This is a genomic window from Puniceicoccales bacterium (assembly GCA_031283585.1).
In the GTDB taxonomy this organism is placed as follows: Bacteria; Verrucomicrobiota; Verrucomicrobiia; order Opitutales; family LL51; genus JAIRTH01.
Map to the genome: position 1 here is coordinate 53,106 of JAITBP010000007.1, position 21,630 is coordinate 74,735.

Genomic DNA, 21,630 nt, shown 5'->3' on the forward strand with positions numbered 1-21,630 from the left:
TCCAATTACCGAAACCGCAAGCATATATGGAAGAAGGTTCATTGATAAAGGATTTGGCAATTGTCGTTGCTTCGGCCGGGACCCTGGGCATGTTATTTCATTTCCTACGGCTACCGTTACTACTTGGATACATAGTAAGTGGATTTATCATCGGGCCTCATTTTTTGCCCACACCGTTTGTTACGGATGAATATACTATACGCCAACTTAGCGAACTTGGAGTAATATTTTTGATGTTCTACGTTGGTATTGAATTCGATCTGGAAAAGCTAAAACGAGCCGTTGGTGCAGCACTTTTGGCCGTGTTATCGCAGACTATCTGCATGGTACTCATCGGGATACTGATAGCTCCGCTGTTCGGTTGGTCAGGACTAAATGGCATATTTCTCGGCGCTCTGCTGGCTATCACCTCAACCATGGTGACGATCCCTATGCTCAAGGAGCAGAACGCGATGAGTAAAAATTTTGCTCAGCTCACCCTGGGAATTCTCATATTGGAAGATATCGTTGCGATACTTTTACTGGTAATATTGTCTGGTATAGGCATAACCGGCTACCTCGAATGGGAGGCTGTGGGCCGGGTAACTTTTTTGGTCGGGGTTTTCGTGGTGATGGTTTTCGTGGTCGGTAAGATTTTCGCTTCGAAGCTCATAAAAGTTATGCGCCGGGTTACGGCACCGGAACTTTTTGTATTGGTAATAATAGGTTTTGCCCTGGGCCTTGGTGAACTGGCGAACAAATTCCACTTTTCCGTGGAACTGGGCGCCTTTTTAGCCGGATCGATACTGTCCCAATCGTCCATTTCAAAGAAAATCGAGCACATAATCGAACCATTTCGCGATATTTTTAGCTCGATATTTTTTGCCACCATAGGGATGATGATCGATCCGGGAGCCATAGTCTCGCATTTGCCGCAGATCCTGGTAATTTCGTTTATAGTTTTGTTCGCCAAGTCGATCGCCTGTTGGTTTGGACTGTTTGCGTCTGGTGAAAAGCCGGATGTAGCCTTCCAATCCGCCACCTACATATCTCAGATCGGAGAGTTTAGCTTCATCATTGCAGCGATGGGCCAAAAAACCAGAATGACGGATCCGGCGCTGGTATCCATGGCCGTTGGCGTATCGTTACTTACGATTATCGGTTCAACTATTATGATAAAACACCACAAAACACTCTATGCGTCTATTGCTAAAAGAACCCCAGAATTTTTGAAACATATCGGTGTTTTTTACCATAACCTATTGCATGTCATAAGCTTAGAGATCGAAAAAAATGCGCTCATAAAAATCCTACGCCGACCGATTTTACAAATAATATGGTACTTTTTTCTTCTCACAGGCTTGATGTTTTTGGCCTACTACGCATCCTATCTCATTGGAAATTATAAGCTTGGATTCTTAGAGCAGTATAAACAACAGGTTGTAGTCGCCATATGGATAGCAGCCGCCTTCGTGACCATGCCGGTTTTCATTGGTGCTGTCAAGAACATTAATTTGATCATAGCGTCCATCACCGACGAGGCCCTGGCGTCGTTGGAAACCAATCTAGCCAAGGGCAGCCGGACTGTTAACTTCATCCAATCGATCGTGTTAGCGATCTCACTACTCCTGTTCAGTGGCATATTTTTGTCCGTTGCTTCCAATTACCTTCCCACCGGGACTTCGCTAATCGTTTTTGTACTATTGTCCGGCGCGCTATGTATCTTCTTCTGGCGCAAACTGATGTCAGCCAATAATAGATTCGAAGTCATGTTCATGGACACATTTAATACCGAGGTACAGAACAAGGATGACGAGTTGCGGGAGAGTACTTTACAGAAAATTAAGGAAAAATATCCCTGGGACGTGCAGATCAGGAACTATAAGATCAAGAAAAACAGTCAGCTTGTCGGCGTTAGGATCATCGATTCCAAACTTAGAGAACAAACCGGCGCGACCATTGTGGCCGTAACACGCGGCGGCTATACATGTTACTCGCCAAACCCATACAGCACGATGTTTCCTGACGACAATGTGCTGCTGCTGGGCGAAAAACACCAAATCAACGACGCCATTGAGCTGTTAGAAAAGACACAAGATGATATGGAAGAACATGTTGTAAAACAGAAATTTGCCATAGAAACGGTTTGCATCGGTATCACTAGTAACATGATCGGCCAAAGCATCGGTGACACAGGTATTCGTGGAAAATTTGGCGTGAATATCGTTGGCATTCAACGTCGTAGCGAAAAAATAGTGACACCTTCGCGGAATATGGTTCTTGAAGAGAACGACATCCTGGTTCTGGCCGGCACCGATAGCGCAATCACAAAGGTCCTGGAGTATTTTCAAATAAGCACGTAACTCTTTTCATGAAAAGACTATACAATACATCTTCTCCGGCGAAACGTAGGTATTTCCCATATAGTTGATCAGTTTCATGGTTCTGGTCGAATTGATTTTGATAAAAAATAGTATCAGACTATCATCGAGGGGGTTAGGTGCCTTATAGGCGTCTCGTTCGCTGAAACTTATTATTACCCTATCATACTCTCTCCTAACCTCTTGCAGGTATTCAAAAGCCCGCTCATTAAAACTCGAACCACTTTTACTTAGAATGAGCACGTCGGACCTCTCGTCGATGGCCCCGATATGGCCGACAACCCCATCTATTTCTTTATAAACCAGGCGCTTGCCAAGAATCGTTATCGGCCTATCAGTGACAACTAGAACGTTGCCTCCCAATGACATAAAACTACTTGTCAGCCATGACAGTCCACCAGGCTGGCCGACCACATTGACAGCATCCAGGCCATGATTTTTTAGCTCACTGTCAATCCTAATTGCCAGGGCGGCCATGGCGGCCTCGATCTCCCGCTGATTGGCCATTCTTATGAATCCAAGCATATTGCCGCCGAACAACTTGTGTATATCTTCCCTGGTTCTAATCCTATCGTCAAAAATTTCTGCCACAACAATGTACAAAAGGCCAAACATCAGGCCAAGTAACAGAAAAACAGAAATTTCCAGCTTAAAATTTGGCCAAACAGGTCGGTCAGGAGGTAGGGCTCGATCAATAACTATGACGTTAGGCATCAAGAGGTTAAGTTGCGCAATCTGCTCATGCAACCGGCTATTAATTGTATTGTATAGGTTGAGGGCCACCGTCAGATCTCGCAGTAAAGAATTATATTCCACCGCGACTCTACTCAATTCGATTATCTCCGACTCTTTTTGCTTAAGTTTTTCAGAGAGAAGCTGATACTCTCTCTTGGCCTTTGTCTTTTTAGAGCCAATACCGTCGATCACAAAGGCCATGGCCGAATCGAGTTCCGATTGCAATTGCTTTAGCTTGCTATTTTCGCAAACTATAATTGGGTGGTTATCTCCGTATTTTTCAGCCAATGACGAGACTTCGGCCCGCTGCTTTGACAGGTTCGAAAGGACATTTTCGACATAGCTATTCGAACAGACAAAAGGCAGCGTCATCAACTGCTTCCCCTTTTTCCTGTACTCCTCAATCAGCAGGCAAGAATTCTTAAACAGGTCATATTCTAACCTCTTGTTTACCAAAGCATTATTTATCACAGCCAGTTGCTGATGCGCCACATCATCCTTCGAATCCAACGAAATCGCACCACAGGTTTCGCGATATTTAGACAGCCTACGTTCTTGATCTTCAATGACTTTTCGCTGGGCACTGATTTTATCGGTGAGATCGGTTATGGATTTTAGAATCACGTCTCGCTCGGTTTTGATCGAAAAATCACAGAAAAAATCTGCGAACTTGTTCGCCATCATTGCCGCCACCGTCGAGGAACAATGGCTGAATGAAATGTTAACAATGTAGCTCTTACGCAACAGGTTAACCTTCCTACGTTCCAATATAAACTCACCGACATCGGCCTCATCAATCCAGGTCCAGTTTTTGAAATATGGGGAAAGCAGATCTTTTCTATCCTGACAGTCCAGCGATCCCAGAATCGATAGAAGCAAGCTCTTGGCACTAAACATGTTAAGCTGAGTATTCACATCTTCAAAATCCTTAACTTCGTTTTTTGTCAGCTCTTTGTAACCTAAAGCATTGGGTGATTCATGCAAAATCTGAACTATGGCCATAGCTTCGTAAGTCTTTTTCTGGAAAGACATTACGATTACTCCGCCTATTAAAACCGTAAGAAAAATAATTAAAAAAATGCCCTTCCTTCGCGCCAACACGCCACGGCATTTTAAGATAAACCTAAAAATATCTGCCCTTACAGTGCCCGAATTTTTCTCATCCTGCCCCATCACATCCTAGGGCAGGATATAATAACCCTGCTGCGTAATACAACATTTTGTTGCGTTGTAACTTAAAAAACAGCTCTAATTTTTCGTAGATGGATCAGCTAGTCTACTACCGAACAAAACCCGCCACTGGGAAAGCTCCATCCAGGCATTTTGCCTCTTTATAGCATCTCTAATCTCTTCATCGCTATGGCTACCCAGCGGCCGGTAAGGAATCCCATGTAGTGTCCTGGTAGCTAAATCGCATATACCATCGCTAAATACCACGGCAGCATAACCATAACCTTCTTTTATCGAATTCCTATCCAGGATATTTTTGCCAAAGCTATGGTAGGTAAATCCACTGTCAGCACATAGTTCGACCATCGTCGGCGGGATGTCCACATGAGATCCAACCGGCACAAAATCAACAGCTAACTGATCTAAATAATTTTTCCCATATATAATTAGAGGCACGCAGCTGGATTCATAAAACGAATGTTCATTATATAAGTGCCTGCGCGAGAAGTGATCACCGGTTATCAAGAATAAACAGTTCTCAAATTTTTCATCGGCCTTTTTCACAAAATTAGCAATACAGTTGTTCGCATACCATATGTGCCGCAGCTGTTTTATCTTACTACTATCCGACGTCACGGCACTAATTGCTTTCACCGGAACTCCTTTGCTATCAACATCAATTTCATAGGGTGGATGGTTAGAGGTGTTCAAAATCAGGCTGAACGTGGGAACATCACTGGGAATCTTTTCCAGGACAAAATCAAATAATCCGTCATCGTCCACACCCCACTCTTTACCGGTCAACTCACCCATGACATCGCCGCCATATACATTCTTGAACCCATTGATGGGCACAAAGTTATTGATATTTTGCCAACTCATGTATCCACCGTAAAAAAAACTGGTCTCGTAGCCCAATCTGGAAAAAATCGAGCCAACCGAATAGGGAAACTCCTTCTGGCACTCAGGCATATGGTTGAAGTACAACCGGGCATAGGGAAAATTGCATATCTGGGACGATATGGCATTGATAGTCATGTCCGCCGCTGGCAAAAACGACCAGACAAAAAGCCCTTTTTCGGCCACATCCCGGAGATCATTTACCAAATCCAGATACCTGTATTTGTCCAAAAATGGCCAGCTATCCATGCTCTCGGCCACCAGAACAAACAGATGCTTTGGTTTTGGATTTAATTGAAAGCCAGAAGCTTGCCGCTCAAGTATAGCATCTATGTCATCGGTGTCAACCTCATCGCCAAACAAAAACCTGATCGATTCCCTCAGACGAACCTCGGACAAATTATCCTTTATTCGCTCCTCAAAAGACCTCCGATCATAATTTCGGAATAGCAAATAATAGAGAGCATAGGCCGGATTGATCACAAGTTTATTCAAAAAAGGATCGCCGGTTATCGCCACATCCAGCATCTGCAGTGGCCGACGCCCAAAGGTCCCTCTCAGCGCAAATAAAAATCCTAGAAGAAACACTCCAATGGCAACCCAATTGCACCAAGCATTTGCCCTTGAAAGTTTTTTGACCCAAACGCATTCCATCCTGTCCCATTTATTATAAAAATGGCAAAAAATTTTCGAGATAAGTATCGCAGCCAATAGCATTCTAATGATTGGATAATCGATCCATATGGTCTTGAGAATGGCGACCTTATCATCAAACAAAAAATTTAATACCCACCAATTGAATTGGTCTTTGTATTCCTTAAAATAGGCAAAATCCACCAGGCTCAGCGACACAGCAATCACTATCAATAGATAGCCATAGGCTCGGCGGCGAGCCGGCCAAAATTTTCCACAATCACTTCCGTACCAAAGAAATACCAACGGTGGGATGATAAAAACCGGCAAAGTCGCGACACTGACAACTTTCAGGTCAAACAGAAAACCATGCCTAAACAATATCCATAAACCTGAAAATGTTCTGTTATTCCATAAATATATGTGTGAAAAAAATAACCCTAGCCGAAGGTAGGTAAAAATTGAAGCCAAAACTATCAACAGCTTCAGAGATCTAGCTGTTTCCACCAATACATGGTTGGAAAAATCACTCCAGTTATACTTTGCACGTGGCATACTTTCAATCAACCTAATTTAATAGAATTGCTAGCAGCAGAGCGAAAGTCAACAGAATTATATGGCCTTCCTCTAACCACAGACGTCCATATTGCATTGACAATTTGCAATGTAAAGAGTTAAAATTCTTTTGCATCTGCGCAAATGCGCAAATAAATTAAATTGCCAATTGGTCGCAATATCCTAGCAGTATGCAGGATGACGACAGACAAAACTGTATCCATCTCCATCTGGCTTAAAGCGATAGCCGCCATCGACTCCAACAGGGTAATCGGAGCCAACGGTGGCATACCCTGGAAAATCAAAGAGGAATTTGGTGTTTTTAAGAAGATCACCACGGGCCATAGTCTGGTGATGGGTCGAAAAACCTATGAATCCATAGGTAAGCCGTTGCCAAACCGAATCAACCTGATCATGAGCCGCTCCATGCAACCCCAGGATGGCATAACCATTGTACGGGGACCCGAAGAACTCAGGCCACCCGCCGATGGTAAGTTACTCTGGGTCTGCGGCGGCGCCGAAATATACCGGATGCTTCTCCCGCGATGCTCCCAGCTGATCCTCTCCCATGTCCATGGAGATTTCCACGGGGACACATTTTTTCCAGAATTTTCGCATTTATTTAAGTACAATAGCGACATACATCTGGGTGACAAATTTGTGACAAAACTCTACGATAATGTGCATTGCTCCTGGCCAACGGAAAAATTTCTGCTTGACTAAAAATTCATATCCTAGTTGCCTGATTGGCGATGTTGGCAATAGTACAATCCGGAGCGATTCTTGGCATAGAAGCGCTTCCAATTAACATCGAGATAAATTCTGGCGAAGCCGGTGAGCCAAGATTTATACTGGTTGGATTGCCTGATACGGCGGTCAAAGAATCCCAGGGTCGAGTATATTCAGCCCTGGCAAATTCTGGTTTTTTTCCACCAAAAACACGGACCACAGCTAATTTATCACCAGGAAATATAAAGAAAGAAGGGCCACTCTACGACCTGCCGATTGCCCTGGGGATCATAGCAAGCACGAACCAGGCAATTTTTCATGGATTGGACAGATTTTTAATAGCCGGCGAGCTCAGTTTATCCGGCAAAGCGTTACCGGTCCGAGGCGCCATATCGTTGGGAATTTTGGCCAAAAAGCTGAACAAATCCCTAATACTACCCAGGCCATCGGCCGAAGAAGCCGCGCTGCTCGATGGTCTAGAAGTTATAGGTGTCGAATCCCTGGACCAGGCTGTACAATTCCTAACCGGCAGAATAAACCTAGAACCTAGGCATAGCAATATCAACGAGATATTTGACATAAACAGGCGTTCCTACCAGGTGGATTTTTCCGATGTAAAAGGTCAATTTATGTTACGTCGTGCCGTGGAAGTGGCTGTTGCTGGTGGCCATAATCTGCTGATGATAGGCGCACCAGGATCTGGTAAATCTATGATAGCCAAGAGGATTCCGAGCATAATGCCGGAGCCAACCATCTCGGAATTTTTAGAAAATCTTCGCATAGAATCCCTGGCCGATGCAAATTCACTGCCAACCCAAAGGTCATTTTGCCGGCCGTTCAGATCGCCACATCACACCCTAAGCGATATAGGCCTGATCGGTGGTGGTAAAATTCCGACTCCCGGTGAAATATCGCTGGCCCACAACGGCGTACTGTTTCTCGACGAGCTGCCTGAGTTCAAAAGATCGACATTGGAAGTTCTGCGCCAACCACTTGAAGATGGCACTGTTTCCATATCGCGAAGTGCCGGCAAGATAACGTTTCCCTGCGAATTTATGCTGGTTGCGGCGATGAATCCCTGTCCCTGCGGTTACCTCGGCGACCGAAGGATCTCGTGCCATTGTTCCATCGATAAAATACAAAAATACAGATCCAGAATAAGCGGTCCCTTGCTTGACAGGATCGACATTTACATAAACGTTAAGGCCGTCCGGGCAAACGAATTAGCAAACAACACTCCCGGCGAATCATCGGCAGATATAAAGAAACGCATTCAAACGGCCAGGTCCATACAGCAGGAAAGATATCAAAGCAAAACCATCAATGCCCGGGCCAGCAGAAGTGATATGAAAAAATATTGTGTGCTGGATGCGGCTTGTAGCAAACTGATTGAGGCAGCCATGGCCCAATTTTCAATCTCCGCCAGAGCCCATTCCAAGATCATAAAAGTGGCAAGAACCATAGCCGACCTGGCCTCATCGGACAAAATCCAAGAAGAACATCTGTTAGAAGCCATACAATATAGATCCTGGGATCACCACTGATGAGCGAGGCAAAGTTTCGTAGATATGATTCGCCAGGACAAAAAACTCAGTAAAAGAAAAATATTATTTTTTGACTCAAAAATCTATAGAAATCAATAATTAACAATACTAACAATAAATACATAACCAGGTAACGATAATTTTCCGATGGACAAAGGTTCACAGGTTTGCTTTTATAAAATAATTAAAATAATAAAATTAGCATTGACCTTAGGGCACCATGTTTACAAATTTGCGTCCATGGTTATGTTCGCCCTTGTAGCTCAGTCGGCAGAGCGCATCCTTGGTAAGGATGAGGTCGGCGGTTCAAATCCGCTCGGGGGCTCCAGTTGGCGAACACATAGGACTTTTGATATGATAAAATAAAAAATTGTTGTTAAATTTTAATTAATGTAGTTATGATGTTTAATGTTTTAATATATGAATAGGAGTACAGCAAAGATATGAGTAGAAATATAGCAAATGATGAGATTGTAAAAGTAAAATCGGCGAAGAGTGAATTTATAGCAAATAAGCCACATATAAATGTGGGTACAATTGGACATGTCGACCATGGGAAATCTACTCTCACAACTGCATTATTAAAGGTTCAGGCCGACAAAGGGTTGGCTGAATTTAAGTCCTATGCAGATGTGACCAAAGGTGGGACGGTCCGGGATGCGACAAAAACAGTTACAATAGCCGTGTCCCACGTTGAATATTCAACCGAAACCCGACATTATGCACATGTTGACTGCCCTGGCCATGCCGATTTTATAAAAAATATGATAACCGGTGCCGCTCAAATGGATGGCGCAATTTTAGTTGTGAGCGCCCATGACGGCCCGATGCCCCAGACCCGGGAACACATACTGTTGGCTCGACAGGTTGGTGTCCCAAATATAGTCGTTTTCTTAAATAAAGTAGATCTTCTAAAAAATGAACCGGAACTCATTGATCTGGTGGAAATGGAAATCCGTGAGCTGCTAAGCAAATACGAATACGATGGCGATAATATACCAGTGATACGTGGATCGGCATTGAGTGCGCTGACAGACGAAAAGTCCGGAGTAAATTCCAAGGAAGGAATGAATTCCAGGGAGGGAGTAAATTCCATTATGAAGTTATTGGATACCCTGGACAGTTATATCAAAGTACCAATCCGTGATGTGGAAAAACCGTTTTTGATGGCCGTCGAAGATGTATTTTCCATTACAGGTCGTGGCACTGTGGCCACCGGACGGATCGAACGTGGAACGATTAGGCTCAATGAAGAGGTAGAGATCGTTGGCCTAGGCGAAACCAAAAAAACCATTTGCACCGGCATCGAAATGTTCCGTAAGTTGCTGCCAGAAGGCCGCGCCGGCGACAATGTGGGACTTTTGCTCCGTGGACTTAATAAAGAAGACGTTGAAAGAGGCCAGGTTATAGCTAAGCCGAAAAGCATCACTCCTCATACCGTGGCGAGGGCTGAAATATATGTGTTAACAAAGGACGAAGGTGGTCGGCATACGCCATTTATTAATGGTTATAGACCGCAATTTTTCTTTGGAACAGCGGATGTCACCGGCGTTGTAACCCTTCCTGAAAACGCAGAAATGGTAATGCCAGGCGACAATTTGAACGTTAAGCTGGATTTACAAAAGCCCATAGCAATGGAAAAAGGCCAAAAATTTGCCATGAGAGAAGGTGGACGTACCATAGGTGCCGGCAGAATTACAGAGATTATTGAGTAAAAATTATAAAATTATATTGACTAATTTTGATAAATGGTCTTTTAATGTCCAATCTTCGGGAATAGGAGAATAGCTCAATTGGCAGAGCAACGGTCTCCAAAATCGTAGGTTGTGGGTTCAAGTCCCTCTTCTCCTGCCATTTAAATTTGAATATGAATCCGTTTAGGCGAATCAGTATATTTTGCGTTGAAACCGTAGATGAGTTAAAAAAGGCTTCCTGGCCAACGGCCCGGGAGCTACGTAAATCGACTATCGTTGTGTTAATTGGAATGGTAGTGCTGGGGATATATGTGTCATTGGTAGATTTTGCGCTAGGTGGAGCTATTAATACGGTAAGTTCTTGGGTAAGAGGATGCATTGGATAAAAGATGGCCACAACTACGATTGATGATTTCCGGTGGTATGCCTTGCAGATTTTAACCAATCAGGAAGGCAAGGTTAAGTCATATATAGATAAGTTTATGTTGATAAATGGCTTAACCGAATTCATAGCTGAAGTTTTGGTGCCTTCGGAAAATGTGGTTGAGATAAAGAATGGGAAAAAATATCATCGGGTTAAGAAATTTTATCCGGGCTATGCGTTCATTAAGATGAAATTATTCGATGATGATGGCAATTTATTGCAGGAACCTTGGCAGTTCGTCAGAAATACCCAGGGAGTTGTGAATTTTGTCGGTGGAGATAAACCGGTTCCTCTGAAACAACCTGAGGTTGACCGAATTCTGGAACAGGCTAAAAAAGCCAACGAGGCTCCGGTGCAAAAGGTCTCTTTCGACATTGGAAATCGGGTGAAGATAACCGAGGGTCCCTTTGCGGAATCCGTTGGTGATGTGATAGATATAGATCTTGATACGGGAAAAATGAAGGTATCGGTTTCGCTATTTGGCCGCGATACACCGGTGGAACTGGAGTTTTGGCAGGCCAATATTATCAATAAACAATAGGTAAGTTTTTATGGCAAAAAAGGTAGTAAAACAAATAAAGTTACAATTACCTGCTGGAGCAGCGACTCCTGCACCGCCGGTGGGTCCGGCTCTTGGCGCAGCTGGTGTGAACATCATGGGGTTTTGTAAGGAATTCAACGCCAAGACGAAAGATCAGGCAGGAATGATAATTCCGGCGGTTATATCCGTGTATGCCGATAAGTCGTTTACATTTGAATTGAAATCGCCGCCGGCCTCGGTGTTGTTGCTGAAAGCAGCTGGTATACCCAAGGGTTCCGGTGTGCCGAATCGCAATAAAATCGGTAAAGTCACCCGGGCTCAAATAAATGAAATCGCCGAAATAAAAAAGAAAGATCTTAATGCTATTGACTTGAAGGCGGCTGGATTAATGATAGAAGGCACGGCTAGAAGCATGGGAATAGAAGTGGCTCCCTAGCATTTGGTATTGTTAAAGTGGTAATTTTTATGTTTATGAAAAAACGAAGCAAACGTCACAGAAAAGGGCAGGAAGTTGCTGATTTAAGTCAATTTTTTAGAGTGGAGGAAGCTGTAGCACTGCTTGACAAAATGCCTCGGGCTAAATTTGATGAAACGGTCGAACTTTCGGTTCATTTTGGTGTTGACCCAAAACAAAGCGATCAAATGGTGCGCGGAACGGTTAAATTACCCAATGGTAGTGGAAAAAACGTGAAAGTTCTTGCATTCACCGAATCGCCGGAAATCGCGCTCCAAGCCGGTGCTGATTTTGCTGGGCTAGATGATATGATCGAAAAGGTAAATTCTGGTTGGCTAGAATTTGATGTGGCAGTGGCAACTACTTCGGCCATGAAGCAGGTTAGGAATGTCGCAAGGGTTTTAGGCCCAAGAGGTTTGATGCCAAATCCAAAATCTGGCACCGTGTCGGATGACATAGGTTCCGCCATAGCCGAAGTGAAGGCCGGCCGGGTGGAATTTAAGATGGACAAAACCGCCAACGTTGGTGTTATTGTAGGTAAAAGGTCATTTGAGCAAAGTAAAATTGTCGCAAATCTGAAGGCTGCAATCGCATCGGTAAACGAAGCAAAACCAGCCGGGTTTCGCGGCACTTTTATAAAAGGAATGGCAATCAGCGCAACCATGACGCCAGGTATAAAGGTTGCTCAGGCTGAATATAATAATGAAGTTGCCTAGGAGGGTAAATAATGAGAAGTGAAAAAGTTTTTTTTGTCGACGAAATTTCGAATTATCTTCAAAAATCGGATTATGTTTATTTATCGGATTTCACTGGTGTTTCCGTTGCATCTATCTCTCGGTTACGCAACAACTTACGAGCTGAAGCCGCCGAGTGTCATGTGGTAAAAAACCGAATTTTACAGTTGGTTTTGAAAGATCGGGTTGATTCCATGGATGAATCTTGGTTTTCCGGCCATACAGCTATAATAATTGGAGGAAACAATCCGTCCGGCGTGGCAAAAGTTTTGACTAGGTTTTCGAAAGATAATGAAAATAGAATGAGATTCAAAGGCGGCATACTAAAATCTAAAAAATTGTTGCTAAATGATTTGAATACTTTGGCCGAATTGCCAAGCCTGGAAGATTTACGTAGCAAATTGCTTTCCATTTTCTGTGAGCCAGCCCGTGGGCTTGTTAGAATTCTGAATGCGGTTCCACAAGGTGTTGTAAATGTGTTACAAGCGAGGGTTAAGCAGGGAGCATAAATTTTAATGTAGGGTGTCCTTAGGAGATTTTCTCTTAAATGGTTTCGGCCGCTAAGGATGCTTTAGGAGGATAAAAATGTCAAATATTACAAAAGAACAAGTTGTAGAATGGTTAAGTGCCCAGTCTGTTTTAGATATAGCTGGGTTGGTTAAAGATCTGGAAGCCAAATGGGGCGTAAGTGCTGCTGCACCCGTGGCCGCTGTGGCTGCCGCTCCCACGGCCGCCGCCGTCGAAACAGTGGAAGAACAGACTGAGTTCAGCGTCAATCTGCTTTCCTCTGGCGCAAATAAAATCGGCGTCATAAAAGAGGTTCGCGCTGCCACTGGCCTTGGTTTAAAAGAAGCCAAGGATGCGGTCGAAGGTGCTCCAAAAATAGTGAAGGAAGGTATGTCGAAGGCTGAAGCCGAAGATCTTAAGAAAAAGCTCGAAGCCGCTGGAGCCACCGTGGAGCTAAAATAATGTTGTCAAAAATCGGTATTTTGTTGTGATTCCAGAAATTTTTAGTCTCCTAGATCATCAAAATAGTGATTTGTGTGAATTCTTATCTTTACAAACAGTTTATTATATATAAAAACCATGTGAGTAGCGTGGTGTTGATGTGTTTAGCATATGTCAGAACGTATTGATTTTGGGAAACTTACGGAAGTAATAGAACCACCAAATTTGATAGAGATTCAAATAAGTTCGTTTTGTGAATTTCTACAGAAAAACCTGCCGACCAGTAGTCGTACAGATATTGGTCTGGAGGGCGTTTTTCGTGAATTTTTTCCAATAGGAAGCTATGATGGTCGTTGCAACCTGGAGTACGTTTCCTATAGGATATGTGACCCCAGGTACCATGAGGACTATTGTGTACGTGAGGGGATTACCTATTCGGCGTCTCTGTATGTGACACTTAGATTACGAAATAACGATGAAATAAAGGAAGAGGAGATATATTTTGGAGAGCTACCAATAATGGGCGAACGTGGTTCTTTTATAATAAACGGTGCCGAGCGTGTCGTTGTCAGTCAACTACATAGGTCACCGGGCATATGCTATGAGGGAACCCAGCACACCAGTGGCAAAATCTTATATTCATTTAGAGTGATTCCCGATCGAGGCACCTGGCTAGAGGTTCAATTTGACCAAAGCGACCTGTTATATGTCTATCTCGATCGCCGTAGGCGAAGAAGGAAGTTCTTGGTAACCACATTGTTACGTGCATTTGGCTATGGGTCCGACAGGGAAATATTGGGGTTATTTTACAACCTGGAAGATAGGACACTGGAATCATTGAAAAGCTGTGATAACATATCGGATTATGTTCTGGTAGAAGATATTATCGACACAAAGGATGGCATAGTATTGGCCAGGGAACACGAACAGCTCTCGAAGACAATTCTCGACACCTTTGAAAATGCTGGCATCGGAAGCATTCCGGTGGTGAACGCCAGCGTCGATGACGGCATGATTGTGCGCAGTTTGAAAAAAGACACAACGAAAAATACCGATGAGGCTCTGCGAGAAATGTATAGAAAACTCAGGCCGGGTGAGCCGGCCACGACTCCCAATGCTAAGTCGATGATGCTAAGATTGTTTGGCGATCGAAAGCGCTATGATCTGGGCCGGGTTGGTCGTCGAAAACTGAATCAGAAGCTTAAGATGCATAGGAACTTGGAAGACAGGTTGCTGGATGCGAAGGATATTGTGGCCGCAACAAAAAGGCTATGCAGACTTAGGAAAGGCGAGCATTCCATCGACGATATAGATCATTTGGGAAATCGAAGGATTCGCAATGTGTGTGAACTTCTAATGAACCAATGCCGTCTTGGATTGTTGAGAATGGAACGTCTTGTTAGAGAACGGATTGCATTATTTGATAACAGCGTCGATGCGATTGTTCCGCAGAAACTGGTCAATCCAAAGATTTTCATGAGTGTGATCAGGGATTTCTTTGCGCGCAGCCAGTTATCCCAATTCATGGACCAGATCAATCCTCTGGCCGAGCTTGCCCATAAACGTAGGCTATCTGCTTTAGGCCCAGGTGGGTTAAGTCGCGACAGGGCCGGGCTTGATGTTAGGGATGTACACGTCTCCCATTACGGTAGAGTATGCCCTATTGAAACACCCGAGGGTCCGAATATTGGACTAATCAATTCTCTCAGTATCTATGCTAAAGTCAATGAGTTCGGGTTCATTGAAACGCCCTATCGGGTGGTAAAAAATGGCAAAGTTACCGATGAAGTCGTCTACATGGATGCAACCGATGAAGAGGACGAGGTTATTGCCCAGGCCAATTCGGAGATTGACGAAAATGGTTATCTTGTGGGCAAAGTCCAAGTGAGAAAAGGAGATACGTTTCTTGAGGTGGCGCCCAAGGATGTGAATTTAATGGATGTTTCGCCAAAACAGGTCCTGTCCGTTGCCGCCGGCCTAATTCCTTTCATCGAGCACGATGATCCAGCCCGGGCGTTGATGGGATCGAACATGCAACGGCAGGGAGTTCCATTGATTGTTCCAGAGGCTCCGCTGGTAGGCACGGGCATAGAACGGAGAGTCGCCATAGATTCAAAAAATGTTGTGACCGCAAGGTTTGACGGGATCGTGGCATCCGTCGACGCTAACTGTATAATTATAACCAAGGACGGCAAGTTGCCGAAAAAAATAGAACCTCGAGTTGCCCAAAATAAGGATCTGGCGGTGTATAATCTGCGCAAATTTGTGAGATCCAATTCCGCCACCTGTTTCAACCAAAAGCCAAGGGTACAAAAGGGGCAAAAGGTTACGGCCGGAGATGTGTTAGCCGACGGTGCAGCCACGGATAACGGTGAATTGGCCCTGGGTAGAAATGTTTTGGTTGCATTCATGCCCTGGCATGGATACAATTTCCAGGATGCTATCATATTGAGTGACAGTCTGATAAAGGACGATGTGTTCACATCCATACACATAGAAGAATTCGAGGTAGTAGCCAGAGATACCAAACTAGGGGCTGAAGAAATCACCAAAGACATTCCTAATGTCAGTGAGGATGCGCTGAAAAATCTTGACCGCGACGGTGTTATAAAAATAGGTTCGGAAGTGAAACCAGGCGACATACTGGTTGGCAAGATAACTCCTAAGAGCGAAACCGACCTGGCTCCCGAAGAAAAATTGCTGCGTGCGATTTTTGGTGAAAAAGCCGCCGATGTCAAAGATTCATCGCTTACGGTTCCGCCCGGATGCTTTGGTATAGTCATGGACGTCAAGGTTTCTGGACATATCGATCGGGAAAAAGAAGACACGTCGATTGCGGATATGAAGCGTCGAACCAAAAAGGTCAACGAAGAGTTTCGTGGCCAATCGGATAAACTCAGAGATGATCTCACCGAGGCGCTGTCCAGCATATTGCTTGGAGAAAAAATTCCTCTTGATGTCACAAATGGGTTAAATGGCGAAATAATTATACCAGCGAACAGGAAAATAACCAAAACTCTTCTTCGCAAACTGGCCTCCTGTTTTGATTCGGTCGAAATCGCTGCATCTCCTGTAAAAAACAGGATCATGGAAATAGTTGAAAATTACAAAAATAGATTCGATGATCTTGAGCAAGAAAGAATTAGAAGAATTGAATCCATCGAAGCCGGCGACATCGATGACAGTGGCGTGATCAAGAACGTGAAAGTCTATATAGCGACCAAAAGAAAGATTCAGGTGGGCGATAAAATGGCCGGACGTCATGGAAACAAAGGCGTTGTCTCTAACATTGTTAGACGCGAAGACATGCCGTTTTTGCCCGATGGTACGCCGGTTGATATAATACTTAATCCACTGGGTGTTCCGAGTAGGATGAATGTTGGGCAGGTTTTGGAAACCAATCTCGGCTGGGCTTGTCAAAAGCTTGGATTGAAGGCGGCCACACCCATATTTGACGGTATACCTGAGGAGAAGATTCGAGAATTTTTGAGGCAAGCTGGTCTTCCCGAAAGTGGAAAATCGAAGCTTTTTGATGGGTTAACCGGTGAAGCTTTTGAACAGGATGTGGTTGTAGGATATATATATATGATGAAATTAAATCATCTTGTTGCCGATAAAATACATTCCCGAGCGGTCGGTCCCTACAGTTTGATAACCCAGCAGCCTCTCGGCGGCAAGGCCCAATATGGAGGGCAAAGGTTCGGTGAAATGGAAGTTTGGGCTCTAGAAGCCTATGGGGCGGCCTACACATTACAGGAAATTTTAACGGTCAAGTCCGATGACGTACAAGGTAGGACAAAAACCTATGAGTCGATTGTCAAGGGCGATAATTCGTTGCAGGCTTGTATCCCTCAATCATTCAACGTGTTAATGAAAGAAATACAGAGTCTATGTTTGGACGTGAGGCTGGAAAACGACAGTAGTTTTTAATCATAAATTGTAAATATTTTTTGATGAGTAATCAGGATATAAGAGAGTTCCTAGGGTTTGAAACCAGTGATAATTTCGACAGTGTTGCGATTTCGATTGCTTCGCCGGATGCCATTCGTTCCTGGTCCCGAGGCGAGGTAAGAAACCCAGAGACAATAAATTACAGAACATTTAAGCCGGAACCCGGTGGATTGTTTTGTCAAAGAATATTTGGCCCGATTCGCGACTATGAGTGTGCCTGTGGTAAATATAAAAGGATAAAATACAAGGGCACGATTTGTGACAGATGTGGCGTTGAAGTAACGGCTTCAAGAACAAGACGTGAGAGAATGGGACACATAGAACTTGCAATTCCAGTCTCACACATATGGTTTTTAAAAAGTTTACCCAGCAGGCTCAGTCTATTTCTAGATATGACGGCTCGAGAGTTGGAAAAAGTCATATATTATGAAAATTACATGATCATCGATCCGGGTCTTACGCCGTTGAAAAGGAAGCAGTTAATCAATGAACAGGAATATGGTGAGCTGTGTGCCGAGTATGGTGATGATGCGTTCGTCGCGAAGATGGGCGCCATTGCTTTGAGAGAAATTCTCTCCGGAATGGATCTGGACGATACGATCTGCAACATTCAGGAGGAAATGTACAACACAAATTCAAAGCAATTGAAAAAAAGACTTGCCAAGAGGTTAAAACTCATAACTGGTTTCTCCAAATCCGGTTCCCGGCCGGAATGGATGATTTTAGAGGCGTTGCCAATATTGCCGCCGGATCTGCGGCCGCTGGTGCCACTGGATGGTGGTCGATTTGCAACCAGTGATTTGAATGATCTGTATCGGCGGGTAATAAATAGAAACAACAGGCTGAAGAGCTTACTGCAATTAAAAACTCCCGATGTGATTGTTCATAATGAGATGCGGATGTTGCAGGAAGCCGTCGATGCTCTTTTGGACAACGGTCGTCATGGTAAGGCGGTTTTGGGCGCCGGCAATCGTCCGCTTAAGTCGTTGAGTGACATGCTTAAAGGTAAGCAAGGGCGCTTTAGACAAAATCTACTTGGGAAACGAGTTGACTACAGTGGTCGATCGGTGATCGTCATCGGGCCTGAACTAAAACTCCATCAATGTGGGTTACCGAAAAAAATGGCGCTGGTGCTATTTGAACCGTTCATAATCAGGCGTTTAAAAGAATTCGGATTCGTCCATACGGTGCGAAGTGCTAGGAAAATGATAGAAAAACAGTCTCCTGAGGTGTGGGATATTTTGGAAGAAGTGACTCGAGGTCATCCGATATTGCTGAACCGAGCCCCTACTCTACATCGACTGTCAATTCAGGCTTTTGAACCAATACTCATTGAAGGTGAAGCGATTAGACTCCATCCATTGGTATGTGCGCCATTTAATGCGGATTTCGACGGAGATCAGATGGCCGTGCATGTGCCGCTGTCCATCGAAGCAATTCTGGAATGTAAGTTGCTCATGATGGCACCAAATAACATGTTTTCTCCGTCCAGTGGCAAGCCGATTTTAACACCATCCCAGGACATAATCCTCGGTGTGTATTATCTGACCTATGAACCTAAACTTCCTGAAAATAAAAGGGTTCCATTATTTGGTTGCTATGAAGAGGTCTTATTAGTCAGGTTGGATGGCAGTATGGCCGTCCACGACTGGGTTGACATACCGAACCCGGATTATAATCGTGCTACGCGCTATGGGGATCCAAAGAAAAAAATAATCAGAACAACGGTGGGAAGGGTTTTGTTTAATAGCATTTTTCAGAAAAATCTTGGTTTCGTAAATACTTCTGTCGGAAAAGGTATGCTCGGAGATCTGATAGCGGCAACCTATAAAGTTGCCGGACAAAAAGAAGCCATTATCATGCTGGACCGATTGAAAACATTGGGATTTTTAAGCGCCATGCAAGCCGGTTTATCCATCGGCATCGATGACATGATTGTTCCGGATAAAAAGGCTTTAACTATCTCAAATGCAAGGGCTAAGGTAGCAGAAGTAGATAGCCAATTTAGAAAAGGAATCATCACCGTTGGCGAAAGGTCGAACAAGATAATCGACATTTGGACCAGCACCACCGATGAAATCTCGAATATGGTTTTTAAAAGTTTGCAGGAAAATGATGGTAAAGATTTTATAAATCCAATCTACCTGATGATGGACTCGGGCGCGAGAGGTAACAGACAGCAGGTCAGACAGTTATGTGGCATGCGCGGACTCATGGCCAAACCGTCCGGTGAGATTATAGAGCAGCCAATTCTATCCTCTTTTCGAGAGGGGCTTTCGGTGTTAGAGTACTTCATTTCAACGCATGGAGCACGTAAGGGATTGGCTGATACAGCGTTAAAAACCGCCGATGCTGGGTATCTTACCCGTAAGTTATGTGATGTGGCCATGGATTGCATAATCAGTTGCTACGATGATGACATTCGTCATGGCGTATGGAAACAGGCGATTTTGGACGGCGAAGACGAGGTTGTAAGCCTTAAGGAACGCATAGTTGGCCGATGTTCCGCCGATGATATTCACAATCCACTTAATCCCGATGAGATAATAATTCACTCCACCGGATTGATTACAGCCGACGTGGCCAAGATAATTGATGACTGTGGGATAGAACGAGTTAAGGTTTTATCGCCGTTGACAAGCATGCGAAGAAATGGCATTTCAGCCCTCTCCTACGGCATAGATCCGGCGACGAATAGCATGGTAAAATGTGGTTCGGCGGTGGGCATAATCGCTGCCCAGTCGATCGGTGAACCGGGTACCCAACTTACGATGCAGACATTTCACGTGGGCGGTGTTGCGAGGCAAATGCTTAAGGCATCGGAACTTAGAGCTCACGATGATGGTATTGTAAAATATATCGATGCCAGGTTGGTGAAAACCGCCGACGGGGCAAGCATCGTCCTAAACAAGTCTGGCTATCTATCTTTACAGAGCAAAGATGGCCACGAAATCGAAAAATATAGCATAGTTCATGGAGCCGTTTTAACCGTTGGCGATGGGACTCATGTAAAAAAAGGTCAACTGCTGGCCGTGTGGGATCCGCACAATGTTCCAATCATGTCCGAATGTTCAGGTAGGATTCGGTTTCGTGATATGATTCAAGGGGTTACAATACGCCGAGATATAGATGAAATCAGTGGCAAAATAACGACGATTGTCATTGAGCATAAAGAAGATCTTAATCCTGTCATCGATGTTTTGGATGATCTGGACAACGGCGTTGAGTCGCCAAAAGTAATTGCTTCCTACGCGATTCCGACTGGAGCTCAAGTTATTGTGGATGATGAGAATATGATTTCGGCCGGTGCTCTATTGGCCAAAACGCCGAGATCTGCCTCAAAGACCCATGACATCACCGGCGGATTGCCGCGGGTGGCAGAACTATTTGAGGCACGGAGACCTAAGGAAGCCGCTGAGATGGCCAAAATAGACGGCATTGTGTCATTTGGAGGTACCGTTAGAAATAAAAAGAGGATCTGGATCACCGACGCCGAAGCCGGCAGAAGAGAAGAACATCTAATTCCTCATGGAACGCAAATCATTGTCCATGAAGGAGATTTTGTTAGTCGAGGTCAGTATCTCACCGGAGGATCGGCCGATCCTCACGAGGTACTTGAGATTCTTGGAGTTTCCAGCGTCCAGGAATATCTGATCGCTGAAATTCAAAAAGTCTATAGGATGCAAGGAGTTACAATCAACGATAAGCATGTGGAACTCATCATCGCGAGGATGCTAAGAAAGGTTCGAATTACAAATCCAGGAGATTCTGACTTTTTCTGGGGCGAACAGATTGATAAAGATGAGTTTATGGAACGGAATAACGAAATAATCGAGGCCGGTGGTAAACCCGCCGAAGCCGATCCGGTTTTGCTAGGTGTAACGAAAGCTTCTTTGGAAACCGAAAGCTTCATTTCGGCCGCATCATTCCAGGAAACCACAAGGGTTTTGACCGACGCCGCCACTCTATGTAAAATCGATGAGCTGAAAGGGTTTAAGGAAAATGTCATAATGGGCCATTTAATCCCGGCCGGCACAGGATTACCAAAATATAGGAAGTTGAAGATAAATTACTTAGATAACAGTCAGTCCAATATGAAAGACTACGATCATGTATCCAATGTGACCGAGGCATTGACCGAAAGCCATGGGTAATTTTATTTAATTATGTAATTTTCATAAATAAATGCTTGATTTCGCGAAAATTTTTGGTTCTACTTTTAAACAGATTTGTTTTAAAATAAAATAATAAATTAATA

The 21,630-nt window shown here is 44.2% G+C and carries 14 protein-coding genes and 2 tRNA genes; 14 read left to right on the forward strand and 2 right to left on the reverse strand.

What is annotated here, in order from left to right; translation table 11 throughout:
* Positions 1-26 precede the first annotated feature (26 nt).
* Positions 27-2,342, forward strand: coding sequence for a cation:proton antiporter (locus LBB20_02150; GenBank protein MDR2735621.1), 2,316 nt, complete (start codon positions 27-29; stop codon positions 2,340-2,342).
* 6 nt (positions 2,343-2,348) lie between these two features.
* Here the strand turns inward: LBB20_02150 and LBB20_02155 are convergent, their stop codons facing one another.
* Both LBB20_02155 and LBB20_02160 read right to left on the reverse strand, forming a co-directional pair.
* Positions 2,349-4,268 carry a hypothetical protein gene (locus LBB20_02155; GenBank protein MDR2735622.1) on the reverse strand — a complete coding sequence of 640 codons (1,920 nt, stop codon included), beginning with the start codon at positions 4,266-4,268 and terminating at the stop codon, positions 2,349-2,351.
* 75 nt (positions 4,269-4,343) lie between these two features.
* Complete coding sequence (locus tag LBB20_02160; protein ID MDR2735623.1) at positions 4,344-6,353, reverse strand: sulfatase-like hydrolase/transferase; 2,010 nt, start codon at positions 6,351-6,353, stop codon at positions 4,344-4,346.
* 198 nt (positions 6,354-6,551) lie between these two features.
* Here LBB20_02160 and LBB20_02165 point away from each other — a divergent pair, with 198 nt between their 5' ends.
* From LBB20_02165 to rpoC, 13 genes are all read left to right on the forward strand, one after another.
* Positions 6,552-7,076 (forward strand): dihydrofolate reductase, encoded by a 525-nt coding sequence (locus LBB20_02165; GenBank protein MDR2735624.1) that lies wholly within the window; start codon positions 6,552-6,554, stop codon positions 7,074-7,076.
* A 29-nt stretch (positions 7,077-7,105) separates the two neighbouring features.
* Positions 7,106-8,626 carry a YifB family Mg chelatase-like AAA ATPase gene (locus LBB20_02170; GenBank protein ID MDR2735625.1) on the forward strand — a complete coding sequence of 507 codons (1,521 nt, stop codon included), beginning with the start codon at positions 7,106-7,108 and terminating at the stop codon, positions 8,624-8,626.
* A 252-nt stretch (positions 8,627-8,878) separates the two neighbouring features.
* A tRNA-Thr gene (locus LBB20_02175) sits at positions 8,879-8,954 on the forward strand.
* A gap of 115 nt (positions 8,955-9,069) precedes the next feature.
* Complete coding sequence (gene tuf / locus LBB20_02180) at positions 9,070-10,341, forward strand: elongation factor Tu (GenBank protein MDR2735626.1); 1,272 nt, start codon at positions 9,070-9,072, stop codon at positions 10,339-10,341.
* A 63-nt stretch (positions 10,342-10,404) separates the two neighbouring features.
* A tRNA-Trp gene (locus tag LBB20_02185) sits at positions 10,405-10,480 on the forward strand.
* A 13-nt stretch (positions 10,481-10,493) separates the two neighbouring features.
* A complete protein-coding gene (gene secE / locus LBB20_02190) occupies positions 10,494-10,706 on the forward strand; it encodes a preprotein translocase subunit SecE (protein MDR2735627.1) in 213 nt (70 codons plus the stop codon).
* Positions 10,707-10,709: 3 nt separating this feature from the next.
* On the forward strand, positions 10,710-11,285 hold the full coding sequence (nusG, locus tag LBB20_02195; protein MDR2735628.1) for a transcription termination/antitermination protein NusG: 576 nt from the start codon (positions 10,710-10,712) through the stop codon (positions 11,283-11,285).
* 10 nt (positions 11,286-11,295) lie between these two features.
* Positions 11,296-11,721 (forward strand): 50S ribosomal protein L11, encoded by a 426-nt coding sequence (rplK, locus tag LBB20_02200; GenBank protein MDR2735629.1) that lies wholly within the window; start codon positions 11,296-11,298, stop codon positions 11,719-11,721.
* Positions 11,722-11,756: 35 nt separating this feature from the next.
* Positions 11,757-12,455 carry a 50S ribosomal protein L1 gene (rplA, locus tag LBB20_02205; GenBank protein ID MDR2735630.1) on the forward strand — a complete coding sequence of 233 codons (699 nt, stop codon included), beginning with the start codon at positions 11,757-11,759 and terminating at the stop codon, positions 12,453-12,455.
* A gap of 11 nt (positions 12,456-12,466) precedes the next feature.
* Positions 12,467-12,982: a 50S ribosomal protein L10 gene (rplJ, locus tag LBB20_02210; GenBank protein ID MDR2735631.1), complete on the forward strand. Its 516-nt coding sequence runs from the start codon at positions 12,467-12,469 to the stop codon at positions 12,980-12,982.
* A 76-nt stretch (positions 12,983-13,058) separates the two neighbouring features.
* The gene (gene rplL / locus LBB20_02215) at positions 13,059-13,442 is read left to right on the forward strand and encodes a 50S ribosomal protein L7/L12 (protein MDR2735632.1); all 384 of its coding nucleotides are present in this window, start codon (positions 13,059-13,061) and stop codon (positions 13,440-13,442) included.
* A gap of 150 nt (positions 13,443-13,592) precedes the next feature.
* Positions 13,593-17,351 (forward strand): DNA-directed RNA polymerase subunit beta, encoded by a 3,759-nt coding sequence (gene rpoB, locus LBB20_02220; protein ID MDR2735633.1) that lies wholly within the window; start codon positions 13,593-13,595, stop codon positions 17,349-17,351.
* 23 nt (positions 17,352-17,374) lie between these two features.
* Positions 17,375-21,526, forward strand: coding sequence for a DNA-directed RNA polymerase subunit beta' (gene rpoC / locus LBB20_02225; protein ID MDR2735634.1), 4,152 nt, complete (start codon positions 17,375-17,377; stop codon positions 21,524-21,526).
* Positions 21,527-21,630 lie beyond the last annotated feature (104 nt).